Source organism: Streptomyces sp. NBC_01275, from assembly GCF_026340655.1.
GTDB lineage: Bacteria > Actinomycetota > Actinomycetes > Streptomycetales > Streptomycetaceae > Streptomyces.
The window spans coordinates 6,419,346-6,432,954 of the sequence record NZ_JAPEOZ010000001.1; the positions used below are offsets into that span (position 1 = coordinate 6,419,346).

At 70.2% G+C, this 13,609-nt stretch carries 12 protein-coding genes and 1 tRNA gene; 10 read left to right on the forward strand and 3 right to left on the reverse strand.

The annotated features are described in order from the left end of the window. The first annotated feature begins 246 nt into the window (after window positions 1-246). From OG562_RS28530 to OG562_RS28545, 4 genes are all read left to right on the forward strand, one after another. Window positions 247-843, forward strand: coding sequence for a M48 family metallopeptidase (locus OG562_RS28530; protein WP_266402777.1), 597 nt, complete (start codon window positions 247-249; stop codon window positions 841-843). A gap of 120 nt (window positions 844-963) precedes the next feature. Next, the gene (locus OG562_RS28535; RefSeq protein ID WP_266402780.1) at window positions 964-2,664 is read left to right on the forward strand and encodes a TerD family protein; all 1,701 of its coding nucleotides are present in this window, start codon (window positions 964-966) and stop codon (window positions 2,662-2,664) included. 11 nt (window positions 2,665-2,675) lie between these two features. After that, window positions 2,676-3,356 carry an AIM24 family protein gene (locus OG562_RS28540; protein ID WP_266402782.1) on the forward strand — a complete coding sequence of 227 codons (681 nt, stop codon included), beginning with the start codon at window positions 2,676-2,678 and terminating at the stop codon, window positions 3,354-3,356. A gap of 16 nt (window positions 3,357-3,372) precedes the next feature. Continuing rightward, entirely contained in the window at window positions 3,373-4,128 is a 756-nt protein-coding gene (locus tag OG562_RS28545) for an AIM24 family protein (protein ID WP_266402784.1), read from the forward strand. A 55-nt stretch (window positions 4,129-4,183) separates the two neighbouring features. Here OG562_RS28545 and OG562_RS28550 read toward each other — a convergent pair whose 3' ends face one another. Beyond that, window positions 4,184-4,699, reverse strand: a complete 516-nt coding sequence (locus OG562_RS28550; RefSeq protein ID WP_266402785.1) for an NUDIX hydrolase — start codon at window positions 4,697-4,699, stop codon at window positions 4,184-4,186. Then, window positions 4,696-6,150, reverse strand: a complete 1,455-nt coding sequence (locus tag OG562_RS28555; protein WP_266402786.1) for a zinc-dependent metalloprotease — start codon at window positions 6,148-6,150, stop codon at window positions 4,696-4,698. Before OG562_RS28555 ends, OG562_RS28550 begins: the two co-directional genes overlap by 4 nt. 196 nt (window positions 6,151-6,346) lie before the next feature. On the opposite strand from OG562_RS28555, the gene OG562_RS28560 reads away from it, so the two are divergent. From OG562_RS28560 to OG562_RS28575, 4 genes are all read left to right on the forward strand, one after another. Continuing rightward, window positions 6,347-7,456 (forward strand): SDR family oxidoreductase, encoded by a 1,110-nt coding sequence (locus tag OG562_RS28560; RefSeq protein ID WP_266402787.1) that lies wholly within the window; start codon window positions 6,347-6,349, stop codon window positions 7,454-7,456. A 156-nt stretch (window positions 7,457-7,612) separates the two neighbouring features. Next, entirely contained in the window at window positions 7,613-8,074 is a 462-nt protein-coding gene (locus OG562_RS28565; protein WP_266402788.1) for a molybdenum cofactor biosynthesis protein MoaE, read from the forward strand. 115 nt (window positions 8,075-8,189) lie between these two features. Then, window positions 8,190-8,354, forward strand: coding sequence for a hypothetical protein (locus tag OG562_RS28570; protein ID WP_266402790.1), 165 nt, complete (start codon window positions 8,190-8,192; stop codon window positions 8,352-8,354). Window positions 8,355-8,408: 54 nt separating this feature from the next. Then, window positions 8,409-9,503 carry a PDZ domain-containing protein gene (locus tag OG562_RS28575; RefSeq protein ID WP_266402794.1) on the forward strand — a complete coding sequence of 365 codons (1,095 nt, stop codon included), beginning with the start codon at window positions 8,409-8,411 and terminating at the stop codon, window positions 9,501-9,503. A gap of 108 nt (window positions 9,504-9,611) precedes the next feature. Here the strand turns inward: OG562_RS28575 and OG562_RS28580 are convergent, their stop codons facing one another. Then, entirely contained in the window at window positions 9,612-10,154 is a 543-nt protein-coding gene (locus OG562_RS28580; RefSeq protein ID WP_266402796.1) for a PPA1309 family protein, read from the reverse strand. A gap of 164 nt (window positions 10,155-10,318) precedes the next feature. On the opposite strand from OG562_RS28580, the gene OG562_RS28585 reads away from it, so the two are divergent. Together OG562_RS28585 and OG562_RS28590 are read left to right on the forward strand one after the other, a co-directional pair. Beyond that, window positions 10,319-13,297, forward strand: a complete 2,979-nt coding sequence (locus OG562_RS28585) for a UPF0182 family protein (protein WP_266409587.1) — start codon at window positions 10,319-10,321, stop codon at window positions 13,295-13,297. 66 nt (window positions 13,298-13,363) lie between these two features. Then, window positions 13,364-13,437 (forward strand) — tRNA-Met (locus OG562_RS28590). The last annotated feature ends 172 nt before the right edge of the window (window positions 13,438-13,609 follow it).

The window sequence follows — 13,609 nt, forward strand, 5'->3', positions numbered from 1 at the left end:
CCGAATCCCCGGCCAGATCCCCGGCCAGATCCCTCGTCATCCCTCGTCCAGCCCCTTCGGCTCGCGACGGGCCTCGTGCGACGACTGCCAGCATGCCCGGACCCGCCGAGACGCGCCGAAAGTTGTCCACAGGCACCGGCGTTCGTCGTACAAATCCGTCGTATGCGGCACATGCGGAGTGAGTGATCGCAACCGAACCGTCCCGGAGTCGGGACTTCCCCCGTGTGCAGCGGGTAACGTCGGGGCGTGCCCGCCGACCCACCGCACCGCGCCGGAACGACACAGCGCAGCACGACGAGCCAGCCGCCGAGCGGCTCGGGGACGAGCGCGATCGAGGTTCGCAGAAGCGCCCGTCGACGTCGGACGGTTTCCGCGTACCGCGAGGGCGATCGCACCGTCGTGCTCATCCCTGCCCGGATGTCCGAGGCGGAGGAGCAACGCTGGGTGAGCGTCATGCTCGACAAGCTGGCCGCCCAGGAGAGCCGGCGCGTGCCCGGCGACGCCGAGCTGGCCGAGCGCGCCGAGCGGCTGTCGGCCCAGTGCTTCGGCGGCCGGGCCCGCCCCACCTCGGTCCGCTGGGTGACCAACCAGAACACCCGCTGGGGCTCGTGCACGCCGGCCGAGGGCAGCATCCGCCTGTCGCACCGCCTCAAGGGCATGCCCGAGTACGTCATCGACTACGTCCTCGCCCACGAGCTCGCCCACCTGCTCGTGCCCGGCCACGGCCCCGACTTCTGGCGGCTGCTGGAGGCCTACCCGCGCACCGAGCGGGCCCGCGGCTACCTGGAGGGCGTGGTCGCCGCCGAACGGCTGCCCCACCTGCCCGGCGCGCGAGAGGAGTGACCCGCGCGCGTGGGGGAGGCCGGTTGTGTACCGGGTCTGTACCGACATCGTGCGTTGTCCGAGATTGACGTTAGCCTGACGCGACGCACTCGCAATCGGGATGGGGGACGGTCGTTACGCATGCCCAGGGAATTCCAACGCGGCCACAAGGCCAGGATCAGTGACCTCACCGCGGGCACCGATCTGTACGTAGGCGTGCAGATCACCGGCCCCGGCCTGTCCTTCGACATCAGCTGCTTCGGCCTCGACGCCGACGAACGGCTCTCGGACGACCGGTACTTCGTCTTCTTCAACCAGCCGAAGTCCCCCGAGGAGTCCATCCAGCTCCTGGGCGCCCAGGCGGGCGACACGGAGTCCTTCCGCATCACCCTCGACCAGATCCCGCCGCAGATCCACAAGCTGGCGTTCACGGCGACGATCGACGGCGCCGGTCAGATGTCGCAGGTCGGTCCCGGCTATGTCCGTATCGTCGCGGGCGGCGAGGAGGTGGCCCGGTACGCGTTCAACGGCTCGGAGTTCACCACCGAGCGGGCCGTGATGCTGGGCGACTTCTATCTGAAGGACGTGTGGCGCTTCGCGGCCGTCGGGCAGGGCTTCGACGGCGGTCTGGAAGCGCTGCTGAAGAACTTCGGCGGCGAGGTGATGGAGGAGGAGGCCCCCGCGGCCCCGCAGCAGCAGCCGCAGACCGGCGCCGCTCCCAGCTTCGCCCCGCCCGCGTTCGGCACCCCGTCGGCCCCCGTCCCGGCGCCCGCTCCCGCCCCGCAGCAGCCGCAGCCCGCCGCACAGGGCTTCGCGCCGCCGCCCGGAGCGACCCCGCCGCCCGGCCCGGCGCCCGCGCCCTCGGTGCACGCCGCGCCGACCATCGTCGCGCCCCTGACCCCGCCCGGCGGCGGCCACGTCCCGCCGCCGGCCCCGGCCCCCGCGCCCTACGGCCAGCCCCAGCCGCCGTACAACCAGCCGCCGCAGCAGCAGCCGTACGGCCAGCCCGCCGCGCCGCCCGCCTCGATGCCGCCCGGCTACGGCCAGCCCCAGGCGCCCCAGGCCCCGATGCCCCCCGGCTACGGCCAGCAGGCCCCGCCCGGCTACGGCCAGCAGCCCCCGTTCGGCCAGGTCCCCGGCCAGCAGGCGTACGGCGTGCCGCAGGGCGCGCCCCAGGGCGGCACCGGAGTGGCCGCCGCGCTCCAGCAGTTCAAGGAGACCCCCACCGGGCAGCGCTGGACGCAGCAGAACAAGAAGCTGATCCGCGTCGACCTCGGCATGGGGGGCCAGCCCGTGCTCGCCCGGCAGGGCAGCATGGTGCTGTACCAGGGCAAGGTCGACTTCAGCTACAAGGGCGCGGGCTTCGCCGGCCGGATCGTGGGCAACGCGACCGGCCAGGAGATGCAGCTGATGCGCTGCACCGGCCAGGGACAGGTCTTCCTCGCCGAGAACTCCACGATGCTGCACCCCATCGAGCTCCAGGGCGACGGCATCTGCGTCTCCGCCGAGAACGTCCTCGCCTTCGACGAGAGCCTCCAGTACGAGGTCCGCCGGATCGAGGGCCACGGCATCCCCGGCGGCGCGCTGTTCACCATGCAGTTCCAGGGCACCGGCACGATCGTCGTGAAGACGCACGGCACGCCCGTCGTCCTGCCGGTCACCCCCACCACGTTCGCCGACTGCAACGCCGTGGTCGCCTGGTCGGCCGCCTCCCAGGTGGTCGTCTCCAGCCAGGTGCGGATGCGCCGCAACGCCTACCCCGGCGACACCGGAGAGAGCGTCAACCTCCAGTTCCGGGGCGCGCCCGGCAACTTCATCGTCGTCCAGCCGTACGAGGTCTGAGGGAGCCCGTCATGAACCAGCCGCTCGCGGGCTATGCCCCCGCACCCGTCACCGCCCGCATGGAGAACCACGGCAACCACATGCTGAAGGTCGCCATGCAGACCGGAAACGACCTCTTCGCGCGCGTGGGCTCGATGGTCGCCTACGAAGGCTTCGTCCAGTACGAGCCCAACCCGCCGGCCGTGCGCCAGATCGCGCGCGACTGGATGACCGGCGAGGGCGCGCCCCTGATGAAGTGCACCGGCGACGGTCTGCTCTACCTTGCCGACTACGGCGCCAACGTCGTCGTGATCAACCTCAACGGCGACGGCATCTCCGTCAACGCCACCAACCTCCTCGCCTTCGACGCCCACCTCACCTGGGGCGTCGAGCGGGTCAAGGGGCTGGCGAAGTTCGCCGGACAGGGCCTGTGGAACACCAAGATCTCCGGGCAGGGCTGGGTCGCGCTGACCTCCCGGGGCAAGCCGATCGTCGTCGACTGCGGCGGCGGCGAGGACGAGACGTACGTCGACCCCGACGCGCTCGTCGCCTGGTCCCCGAACCTCAAGGTGAAGGGAAAGCGCAGCTTCAAGGCGCAGTCGCTCATCGGCCGGGGCAGCGGCGAGGCCTACCAGATGGCCTTCTCCGGCCAGGGCATCGTCGTCGTCCAGCCCAGCGAGGACAGCACCGACCGTCTCCGGCTCCGGGGCTGAGGGGGAACACCACACCATGCAGAGCCCACTGTTCGCCCACAACGACCTGCAGACCCAGGAGCGCTGGAGCCTGCAGAACAAGCACATGCTCCGCGTCACCCTGGAGGGCCACGACGACATCCTCGCCCGCAAGGGCACGATGGTCGCCTACCAGGGACTGATGGAGTTCGACGCCGAGTACCAGAGCAACCAGCAGGGACGCGCGCGTGCGTACACCGGCGAGGGCCTGGACCTGATGCGCTGTCACGGACAGGGCACCGTCTACCTCGCCAACCTCGCCCAGCACGTCCACCTCGTGGACGTCGAGCAGGACGGGCTGACCGTGGACAGCAGCTATGTGCTGGCCATGGACTCCTCGCTGCACCACGAGGTCATCGCCGTCGACAGCCAGTACGGCATCTCCGGCTCCGGGAAGTACCAGCTCAACATCACCGGCCGGGGCAGGGTCGCCCTGATGACCTCGGGCGCGCCGCTGATGATGCAGGTCACGCCCGACCGGTACGTCAACTGCGACGCCGACGCGATCGTCGCCTGGTCGACCGGGCTGCGCGTGCAGATGCAGGCACAGACGCACTCCTCCGGGGTGTGGCGCCGGCGCGGCAACACCGGGGAGGGCTGGGAGCTCAGCTTCATGGGCACCGGCTTCGCCCTCGTCCAGCCCAGCGAGCTGCTGCCGCCGCAGAACGCGGCGATCGGCTCCGGCCTCGCCGCGCAGTACGGGATGGGCCAGCACGGGGCGCGGGCGCAGAACCAGGGCAACGTCTGGAGCTGACCGTCCGGAAAACAGACGTAAGGGGCGACCGTCCAGGCGGCCGCCCCTTACCCGTTCAGAGCCGGGCGCGGGTCGCTTCCAGCAGCCGTACGACCGACTCGTCCGCGACATCCGCGACCTCCTCGTAGGCGAACCAGCGCAGGTCGAGGGACTCGTCGCTGATCGCCTCCACGGCGTCGGCCGGGGCGAGCGCCGCGTACTGAACGTCGTAGTGCCACGCGCACGGCGTGTGATGCCGGTCCAGGCGCACGGGGCCGCCGGGGAGCAGGGTCAGCCCGCCGATGCCGGACTCCTCGGTGGCCTCGCGCAGTGCGGCGGCCGGCAGCGTCTCGTCGCCCGGTTCGCAGTGGCCCCCCATCTGGAGCCACATCCGCAGCTTCTTGTGCAGGGTCAGCAGCACCCGGCCCCGCTCAGGGTCGATCACCAGCGCGCTCGCCGTGATGTGCCCGTCCCCGCAGGCCTTCCACATGCCGTCCGGATGCGCGGCCAGGTGATCCAGGTAGCTCTGGCGCAGCTCTTCCTGGCCCTCGTGCCCCTTCAGGACGAGGACCGCGTCGTCGTACAGAGTCACTCGGTGTCGTCGCCCTTGTCGTCGTCCTTCTTGCCGTCGTCCTTCTTCAGGTTCGGCTTCTCGCCGAGGCCGCCGCTCGCCGCCTCGCCGAGCATCTTGTCCAGCTCGGAGAAGTCCAGCTGCTCGCGGTGCACGAAGCCGTCCGGATCGTCCAGGTCGGAGGCCGTGGGGAGCATGTCCGGGTGGGCCCAGAGGGCGTCCCGGCCGTCGACACCGCGCGCGTCCGTCAGCGAGGCCCACAGACGGGAGGCGTCGCGCAGCCGGCGCGGACGCAGCTCCAGACCGATCAGCGTCGCGAACGTCTGCTCCGCCGGACCGCCCGTGGCGCGGCGCCGACGCAGGGTCTCGCGCAGCGCGTCCGCGGACGTCAGACGCGGCTTCGCGGCCGCGTGCACCACCGCGTCCACCCAGCCCTCGACGAGCGCCAGAGCCGTCTCCAGCCGGGCCAGGGCGGCCTTCTGCTGCGGGGTGTCCTCCGGCTGGAACATGCCCTGCTGGAGGGCGTCCTGCAGCTGCTCGGGGTTCTGCGGGTCGAACTGGCCGACCACGTCCTCCAGCTTCGCGGTGTCGACCTTGATCCCGCGCGCGTAGCCGTCGACCGCACCGAACAGGTGCGAGCGCAGCCACGGCACATGCGCGAAGAGTCGCTGGTGGGCGGCCTCGCGCAGGGCGAGATAGAGCCGCACCTCCTCCTTCGACACGCCGAGGTCCTTGCCGAACGCCTCGATGTTCGCCGGCAGCAGCGCGGCCCGGCCGGCCGGGCCGAGCGGCAGGCCGATGTCGGTCGAGCCGACGACCTCGCCCGCGAGCACGCCGACGGCCTGCCCGATCTGCTGGCCGAACATCGCCCCGCCCATCGAGCGCATCATGCCGATCAGCGGGCCCGCCATGGCCTGCATCTCCTCCGGCAGGACGTCGCCCATGGCCGCGCCGACGCGCTCGGCGACCGGGTCCACCAGCTCCTTCCACGCGGGCAGCGTCGCCTCGACCCACTCGGCGCGCGACCACGCCACCGCCGAGCCGGCGCCGGACGGCAGGGACGTCGCGTCGTCCAGCCACAGGTCGGCGAGGCGGACGGCCTCCTCGACCGCGGTGCGCTCGGCCGGGCCGATGCTCGCGTCCTTGACGCCGTCGGAGGTGCCCTGGGACACCGTCTGGCGGGCGATCTGCTTGGCCATGTCCCAGTTCACCGGACCGCCCTCGTAGGAGAGCATCTGGCCCAGCTGCTGGAACGCGGCGCCCAGGTCGGTGGGGTTCAGCGAACCGAACATGGCCGCGAGCGGATTGTCCGCACCGGGGCCGCCAAAGCCTCCGGCGCCGGGCAGCCCGCCGAAACCGAACGGGTTGGCCGGTCCCTGACCACCGCCGCTGTGCGAGTCCTTCTTCTTGCCCTCGTCGCCGTCTTCCGGCTCCTCCGGCGGAAGGCCGAATCCGAATGGGGTGTCACTCACGGGGTTCCTCGGCTGGTAAGGCCACCGGGTCTCGCCCGGCGGCGCGGCTGCCCTGCAACACCACCCAGCGTAGACACCCCGGGGCTCGATCGGGCCTCGGTGCTTCGCCGACTCCTGGCCTGCGGCAGGATGGATGCCACCTGGTACGTACGCGTCACTCGCGCCCGTATGCCAAGACAACCGCTGGAGACACCGGGTGAGTTCCCCAGATCCGCAGGTTCGCGCAGCGCGAAACCACTCAACCCCTGGCTCTGCGCGCGGGCCGGTCGTCGCCGTGACCGGCGCCGCGACCGGGGTCGGCGCACTGCTCACCGAGCGGCTCGCCGCGTCGGAGGAGGTCAGGCAGGTCGTCGCGATCGACGAGCGGCGGGGCGAGTGCGACGCGGCGCAGTGGCACATCCTCGACGTCCGCGACCCCGCCATCGCCGAGAAGCTGCGCGGGGCGGACGTCGTGGTCCATCTGGCGCTCGACCTCGACCTGGGGAGTGAGGCCGCCGCCCGGACGGCCTACAACGTGCGGGGGACGCAGACCGTGCTGACCGCCGCCGCGGCGGCCGGGGTGCACCGGGTGGTGCTGTGCACCTCCGCGATGGTCTACGGGGCGCTGGAGGACAACGAGCTGCCGCTGTCGGAGGACGCGGAGCTGCGGGCGACGGCGGAGGCGACCGGGGTCGGCGATCTGCTGGAGATCGAACGGCTGGCACGGCGGGCGCCTCGGGCGCATCCGGGGCTCAACGTCACCGTGGTGCGTCCTGCGGTGCTGGTGGGCGGCACGGACACCGCGCTGACCCGGTACTTCGAGTCGCCGCGGCTGCTGGTGGTGGCCGGGTCCCGTCCGGCCTGGCAGTTCTGCCACGTCGAGGACCTGTGCAGCGCTCTGGAGTACGCCGTCCTGGAGAAGGTCGACGGTGAGCTGGCCGTCGGGTGCGACGGCTGGTTGGAGCAGGAGGAGGTCGAGGAGCTCAGCGGGATCCGGCGGATGGAGCTGCCGTCGGCGGTCGCGTTGGGCGCGGCGGCCCGGCTGCACCGGATCGGGCTGACGCCCTCTCCCGCGGGAGATCTGGCGTACACGATGTACCCCTGGGTGGTGAGCGGGAGCCGGCTGCACGACGCGGGGTGGCGGGCGCAGTGGACCAACGAGGAGGTGCTCGCGGAGCTGCTGGAGGAGGTGGCCGGGCGGCACACGGTGGTCGGGCGGCGGCTGGGCCGCAAGGACGCCACGGCGGCGGGTGCGGCCGGCGCGACGGTGGCTCTGCTGGGCGCGGCGGCCGTGGTCCGGCGGGCTCGGAAGGCCCGGCGGAGGTAGGAAGGCCCGACCTGAGGCAGGAAGGCCCGGCGGAGGCGGGAAGGCCCGGCGGAGGCGGGAAGGCTCGACGGAGGTAGGAAGTTCCAAACCTCCACGCGCGCGTACCGGGCGATCACGCTATTCCCCCTGATCATGGACGTGCGGCACGATGGAGGCATGGCATCCACTGACGACCATCCCGGCGAGCAGGCGGCGCAGGACCCCGTGAAGCTCATCGCCGTTCGTGACTCCGCGCTCTCGCTCGACGAGGTCTTCCGGGCCGTGGGGGACGACGCGGCCGGGGGGACGGCGCTGTTCGTGGGCACGGTGCGCAACCACGACGGGGGCGCCGACGTCGACGCGCTCGGGTACTCCTGCCATCCCAGCGCCGAGGCGGAGATGCGGCGGATCGCGGAGAAGGTCGTCGCCGAGTACCCGGTGCGGGCCCTGGCCGCGGTGCACCGGATCGGGGACCTGAGGGTCGGTGATCTCGCGGTGGTCGTCGCCGTCTCGTGCCCGCATCGGGGGGAGGCCTTCGAGGCCTGCCGGAAGCTGATCGACGACCTCAAGCACGAGGTGCCGATCTGGAAGCACCAGACGTTCTCGGACGGCACCGAGGAGTGGGTCGGCGCCTGCTGAGCCCACCCACACCCGGCCTGCTGAGTTGCGTAACCGCACCCCTGGCGTGAGCGTTGTCCGTACGGATGGTTAATCTGCTGATCAGTCAGTTGGGGTTCGGGGTTGGGAGGTCGGCGTGGCTGCGCTCGCCTGGTTGCTGATTCCGCTGGTGGCCGCGGTCGGCGCCGGCCTGTGGGGGAGTTGGGCCAACCGCACCCGCAAGGCGCGCGGCGACGGCCCGGAACTGGACGGGTACGCCCGGTTCCGCGAGGCCATGGAGCGGCCGCACTCCCGTACGTGACCCGGGTGGTGGCCCTGACGGTGCGCTGACAGAGGCGTCCCGTAATGTCGAGGCATGCCACGCCGCACCGCGACGATGCTCGCCTCCACCCTGATGCTGATCGCGCTCCTGTGCGCGGGAGTGCTCATCCCCGTGCCGTATGCGGAGATGTCCCCGGGGCCGACGGTGAACACGCTCGGCGATCACGACGGCGAGCCGGTGCTGCAGATCTCCGGACGGAAGACGTACGCGACGAGCGGTCATCTGAACATGACCACCGTGCGGGTCACCAGCGCCGACTACCGGATGAACCTCGTGGAGGCCGTCTACGGATGGCTGGCGCACGACAACAAGGTCGTGCCGCACGACACGCTGTACCCGGACGGCAAGACCGAGGAGCAGTCCACCCAGGAGAACGCCGAGGAGTTCAGCCAGTCCCAGGAGAGCGCCAAGGTGGCGGCCCTGAAGGAGCTGGACGTCCCGGTGAAGTCCTGGGTGATCGTGTCCACCGTGGTGAAGGGGTCCCCGGCGGAGGGCAGGCTGCACGCCGGCGATGTGATCAAGGCCGTGGACGGGACCGCGGTGAAGGAGCCGGGCGACGTCGCGAAGCTGGTGACCGAGCACAAGCCGGGCGAGGACGTCGTGTTCACGATCGTTCCGGCCAAGGAACAGGCCGCCGCCGAGAAGGCGAACAAGACGGCGACCAAGACCCAGGACATCACCATCACCACCGCGACCTCCGACGACAGCGGCGAGAAGCGCGCCATCGTCGGGATCTCGGCCGGGACCGACCACACCTTCCCGTTCACCATCGACATCAAGCTGGCCGACGTCGGCGGCCCCAGCGCCGGCCTGATGTTCGCCCTCGGCATCTACGACAAGCTCACCCCGGGCAGTCTGACCGGCGGCACGTTCGTGGCCGGCACCGGGACCATCGACGACGACGGCAAGGTCGGTCCGATCGGCGGCATCGAGCTGAAGACGGTCGGCGCGCGCAGCCAGGGAGCCCGGTACTTCCTGACCCCCGCCGACAACTGCGCGGCCGCCGCCAAGGACACCCCTTCGGGGCTCAGGCTCGTCAAGGTGAACACCATCGACGACGCCCTCGGCGCGCTGAAGGACATCCGCAGCGGCGACACCGCCGACCTGCCGAAGTGCACGACGAAGTAACCGAAGCGGGCGAAGTAACCGAAGCGGGCGAAGTGGCCGACGTAGCCGAAGCAGCCCGCCGGGCCACTCCTCAGCGATCCGCCGGGCTGCTCCGCGAAACCCGCCCGGCTACTCCTCGAAGGTCGCCGACAGCGCCTCCGCAAGGCCGGGGACCAGGCCCGCGCCGGTGAGGACCTCCGTCGGGGCGTCCTTCTCGCGCAGACGTAGGGCCGAGTCGCGGGTGCCGTCGCGCAGCACCGCGACCGTCATCCGGACCTCCTGACGCGCGGGGTGCTCGGCCACCCACTTCGTCAGCTTCGCGTCGCTCAGCCCCTGCGGGACCTGGGCCTCGGCGGACGGGGGCAGCATCAGCCGCTCCACGGTGAGGGCGCAGCCGACCACCGCGTCGGGCCAGGCGATCGTGGCGAGGAACTCGTCGAGGGGCTTGTCCGTCGGCACCTCGTCCTGCTCGATCGGGGTGAGACCGGTCGTCGCGGGCTCGTCCTGAAGGCCGAGCTGCGCGGCGAGCGCGGGTTCCTGGGCCCGCAGCCGTGCGGTGTCTACGAGGGCGAAGAGGCGGGCGGGCTGGTCCCAGCCGAGGCCGGAGGCGTACTCGTCGATCTCGAGTACGGCCCGGGTGAGCGGGCTCGCCGCCATGGGAGTGTTGGACATGGTCACAATCCTCTCTCGTTCCCGGGCGGAATCGGGAACCGAGTAAACGGTGAGTAAGTTGCATAGGTGTGGGCCCGCGATCACGGGGGGCCATGGACGGCCCACGAACCCGCGGGCCTGACGGATCAACTGCGACTTTCGAGGTGCGCACCTTGGCTTTCCAGATGCCGGACCGCGGCGGAGGCCCCACGGGGCCGCGGATGAGAGTGGGCCGCCCGTCCCGGCGCGTCCGGACCCTGCTCATGACACTGGGCGTCCTCGCCGTGCTCGGCATGGCGTTCACCATGTTCGCCGGGTTCTGGACGGACTGGCTCTGGTACCGCTCGGTGAAGTACTCGTCGGTCTTCACCACCATGCTGTGGACGAAGATCGGACTGTTCTTCGTCTTCGGTCTGCTGATGGCCCTCGCGGTCGGATTCAACATCTGGCTGGCCCATCGGATGCGGCCGCCGCTGAGCGCCATGTCGGTGGAGCAGCAGAGCCTCGACCGCTACCGCATGGGCATCGCGCCCTACAAGAAGTGGCTGCTGTTCGGCATCACCTCCCTGGTGGGCCTGATCGCGGGAGCCTCCGCCGCCGGCCAGTGGCGGACCTGGCTGATGTGGGTCAACGGCGTGCCCTTCCACCAGAAGGACCCGCAGTTCCACCTCGACGTGTCCTTCTTCGCCTTCGACCTGCCCTGGTACCGGTTCCTGCTCGGCTTCGGCTTCGCCGCCACGATCCTCTCCCTGATCGCCGCCGCGCTCACCCACTACCTGTATGGCGGGCTGCGCGTCACGAGCCCCGGCGCGCGGGCCACCTCCGCCGCCACCGGACACCTCTCGGTGCTCCTGGGCGTCTTCGTCACCCTGAAGGCGGTCGCCTACTGGCTCGACCGGTACGGGCTGGCCGTGAAGTCCAGCGACTTCAAGGCCACCGACAACTGGACAGGCCTCAGGTACGTCGACGCCAATGCCTATCTGCCGGCCAAGACGATCCTGTTCTGCATCGCCGTCATCTGCGCCCTGCTGTTCTTCGCCACCCTGTGGCGGCGCACCTGGCAGCTGCCCGTCATCGGCTTCGGCCTGATGGTGCTCTCGGCGATCCTCATCGGCGGGCTGTACCCCGCGATCGTCCAGAAGTTCCAGGTCCAGCCGAACGAGCAGGCCAAGGAAGCGCCGTACGTCGAGAAGAACCTCAAGGCGACGCGCGAGGCCTACGGCATCGACGGCGCGCTGGTCACCGAGTACTCGGGCACCAGCAAGACCAAGGACAAGACCGAGCTGCGCGACGACGTCGACGCCACGGCCAGCATCCGCGTCCTGGACCCGAACATCGTGTCGCCGACCTTCCAGCAGCTCCAGCAGATGCGGAAGTACTACGCGTTCCCCACCAACCTCGACGTGGACCGCTACAACGTCAAGGGCACGGACGAGGACACGGTCATCGGTCTGCGCGAGCTGAACCTCGCGGGCGTCGACAAGCAGAACTGGATCAACAACCACTTCCGCTACACCCATGGCTACGGCGTGGTCGCCGCCAACGGCACCACCGCCGACTCCGAGGGCCGTCCGCTCTTCACCGAGTCCAACCTGCCCTCCGAGGGCGACCTGGGCACGTACCAGCAGCGGATCTACTACGGCGAGAAGACGACCACGTACTCGATCGTCGGCGGTCCCCAGAAGGAGATCGACTACTCCGACGACAACGGTGAGAAGACCACCAGCTACACCGGCAAGAGCGGGGTCAACCTCTCCAACCCGGTCAACCGGGCCGCGTACGCGGTGGCGTTCGGCGAGCCGCAGATCCTGTACTCCGGAGCGATCGGCGAGGGCTCGCGGATCCTGTACAACCGCACGCCGAAGGAGCGCGTCGAGGCGGTCGCCCCGTGGCTGACCATCGACGGCGACGCCTACCCGGCCGTGGTCGACGGCAAGATCCAGTGGATCGTCGACGCGTACACGACCACCAACGGCTATCCGTACGCCTCCCGTACGACCCTCGGCGACACGACGGCGGACTCGCTGACCGCGACCAACGACAACCGCGCGGTGGTCGCCCAGCAGAACCAGGTCAACTACATCCGCAACTCGGTGAAGGCGACCGTCGACGCGTACACGGGCGAGGTCAAGCTCTACCAGTGGGACACCGCCGACCCGGTCCTGAAGACCTGGATGAAGGCCTTCCCCGGCACGGTGAAGTCCAAGTCCTCCATCTCGGACGCACTGATGGCCCATCTCCGGTACCCGCAGGACCTGTTCAAGGTCCAGCGCGAACTGCTCACCCGCTACCACGTGAAGGACGCGACGACGTTCCTCAGCGGCAGTGAGGTGTGGCAGGTGCCGGACGACCCGAGCAACAAGTCGGGCGACGCGGTGCCGCCGTACTACCTGAGCATGAAGATGCCCGACCAGAAGGCGCAGGCGTTCTCGCTGACGACGACGTTCACGCCCAACGGCCGGGACAACCTCAGCGCGTTCATGGCCGTCGACTCCGAGGCGGGCACGCCCGACTACGGCAAGATCAGAGTCCTGAAACTGCCGACGAGCACGACCGTCGACGGACCCAAACAGGTTCAGAGCCAGTTCAACTCCGAACAGGACATCGCCGAGTCCATCAGACTTCTGAAGGGCGGCGACTCCGACATCGAGTACGGCAACCTGCTGACGGTGCCGCTCGACGGAGGACTGCTGTATGTGGAGCCGGTCTATGTGCGCGGCGGCGGGCTCAAGTACCCGCTGCTGAAGAAGGTGTTGGTGACCTACGGAGGCAACACCGCCTTCGAGGACACCCTCGACGAGGCCCTCGACAAGGTCTTCGGCGCGCAGAGCACGACGCCGCCTGCGGACGAGGGCGGCGACACCACCACACCGCCGTCGTCCGCCGACCCGACGGTCAAGGCGGCTCTGGACGACGCCCAGAAGGCCTTCGCCGCCGGCCAGAAGGCGCTCAAGGAGAGCGACTGGGAGGCGTACGGCAAGGCGCAGAAGGATCTCGAGGCCGCGTTGCAGCGGGCCGAGGACGCGCAGGCCGAGGCGGACAAGGGCGGCAAGACCAGCGCCAGCCCCAGTCCGAGCAGCAGCGCGAGCCCCAGCTCCGGCAGCGGTTCGAGCAGCAGTCCCAGCAGCAGTCCGAGTCCGAGCAGCAGCTCCGGTGGCGGGTAGCCCCGCAGCGGTGATCAAACAGCGGTGATCATGCGTCCCGCGTCGTGGTACGGTTGTGGAACACGACGCGGGGTGGAGCAGCTCGGTAGCTCGCTGGGCTCATAACCCAGAGGTCGCAGGTTCAAATCCTGTCCCCGCTACTGCTGAAGAAGGCCCGGATCCGGAAACGGATCCGGGCCTTCTTGGTGTGCGAACGCATGTGCCGGGGGAACGATGGCCGTGCCGCCGTGGGGAGTTGAGGGAACTGTGTTTGACTTGTCTCTCTGTGGGCATGTCGACAAAACGCTGAAGTGACCTTACGGGCTCCGGTAT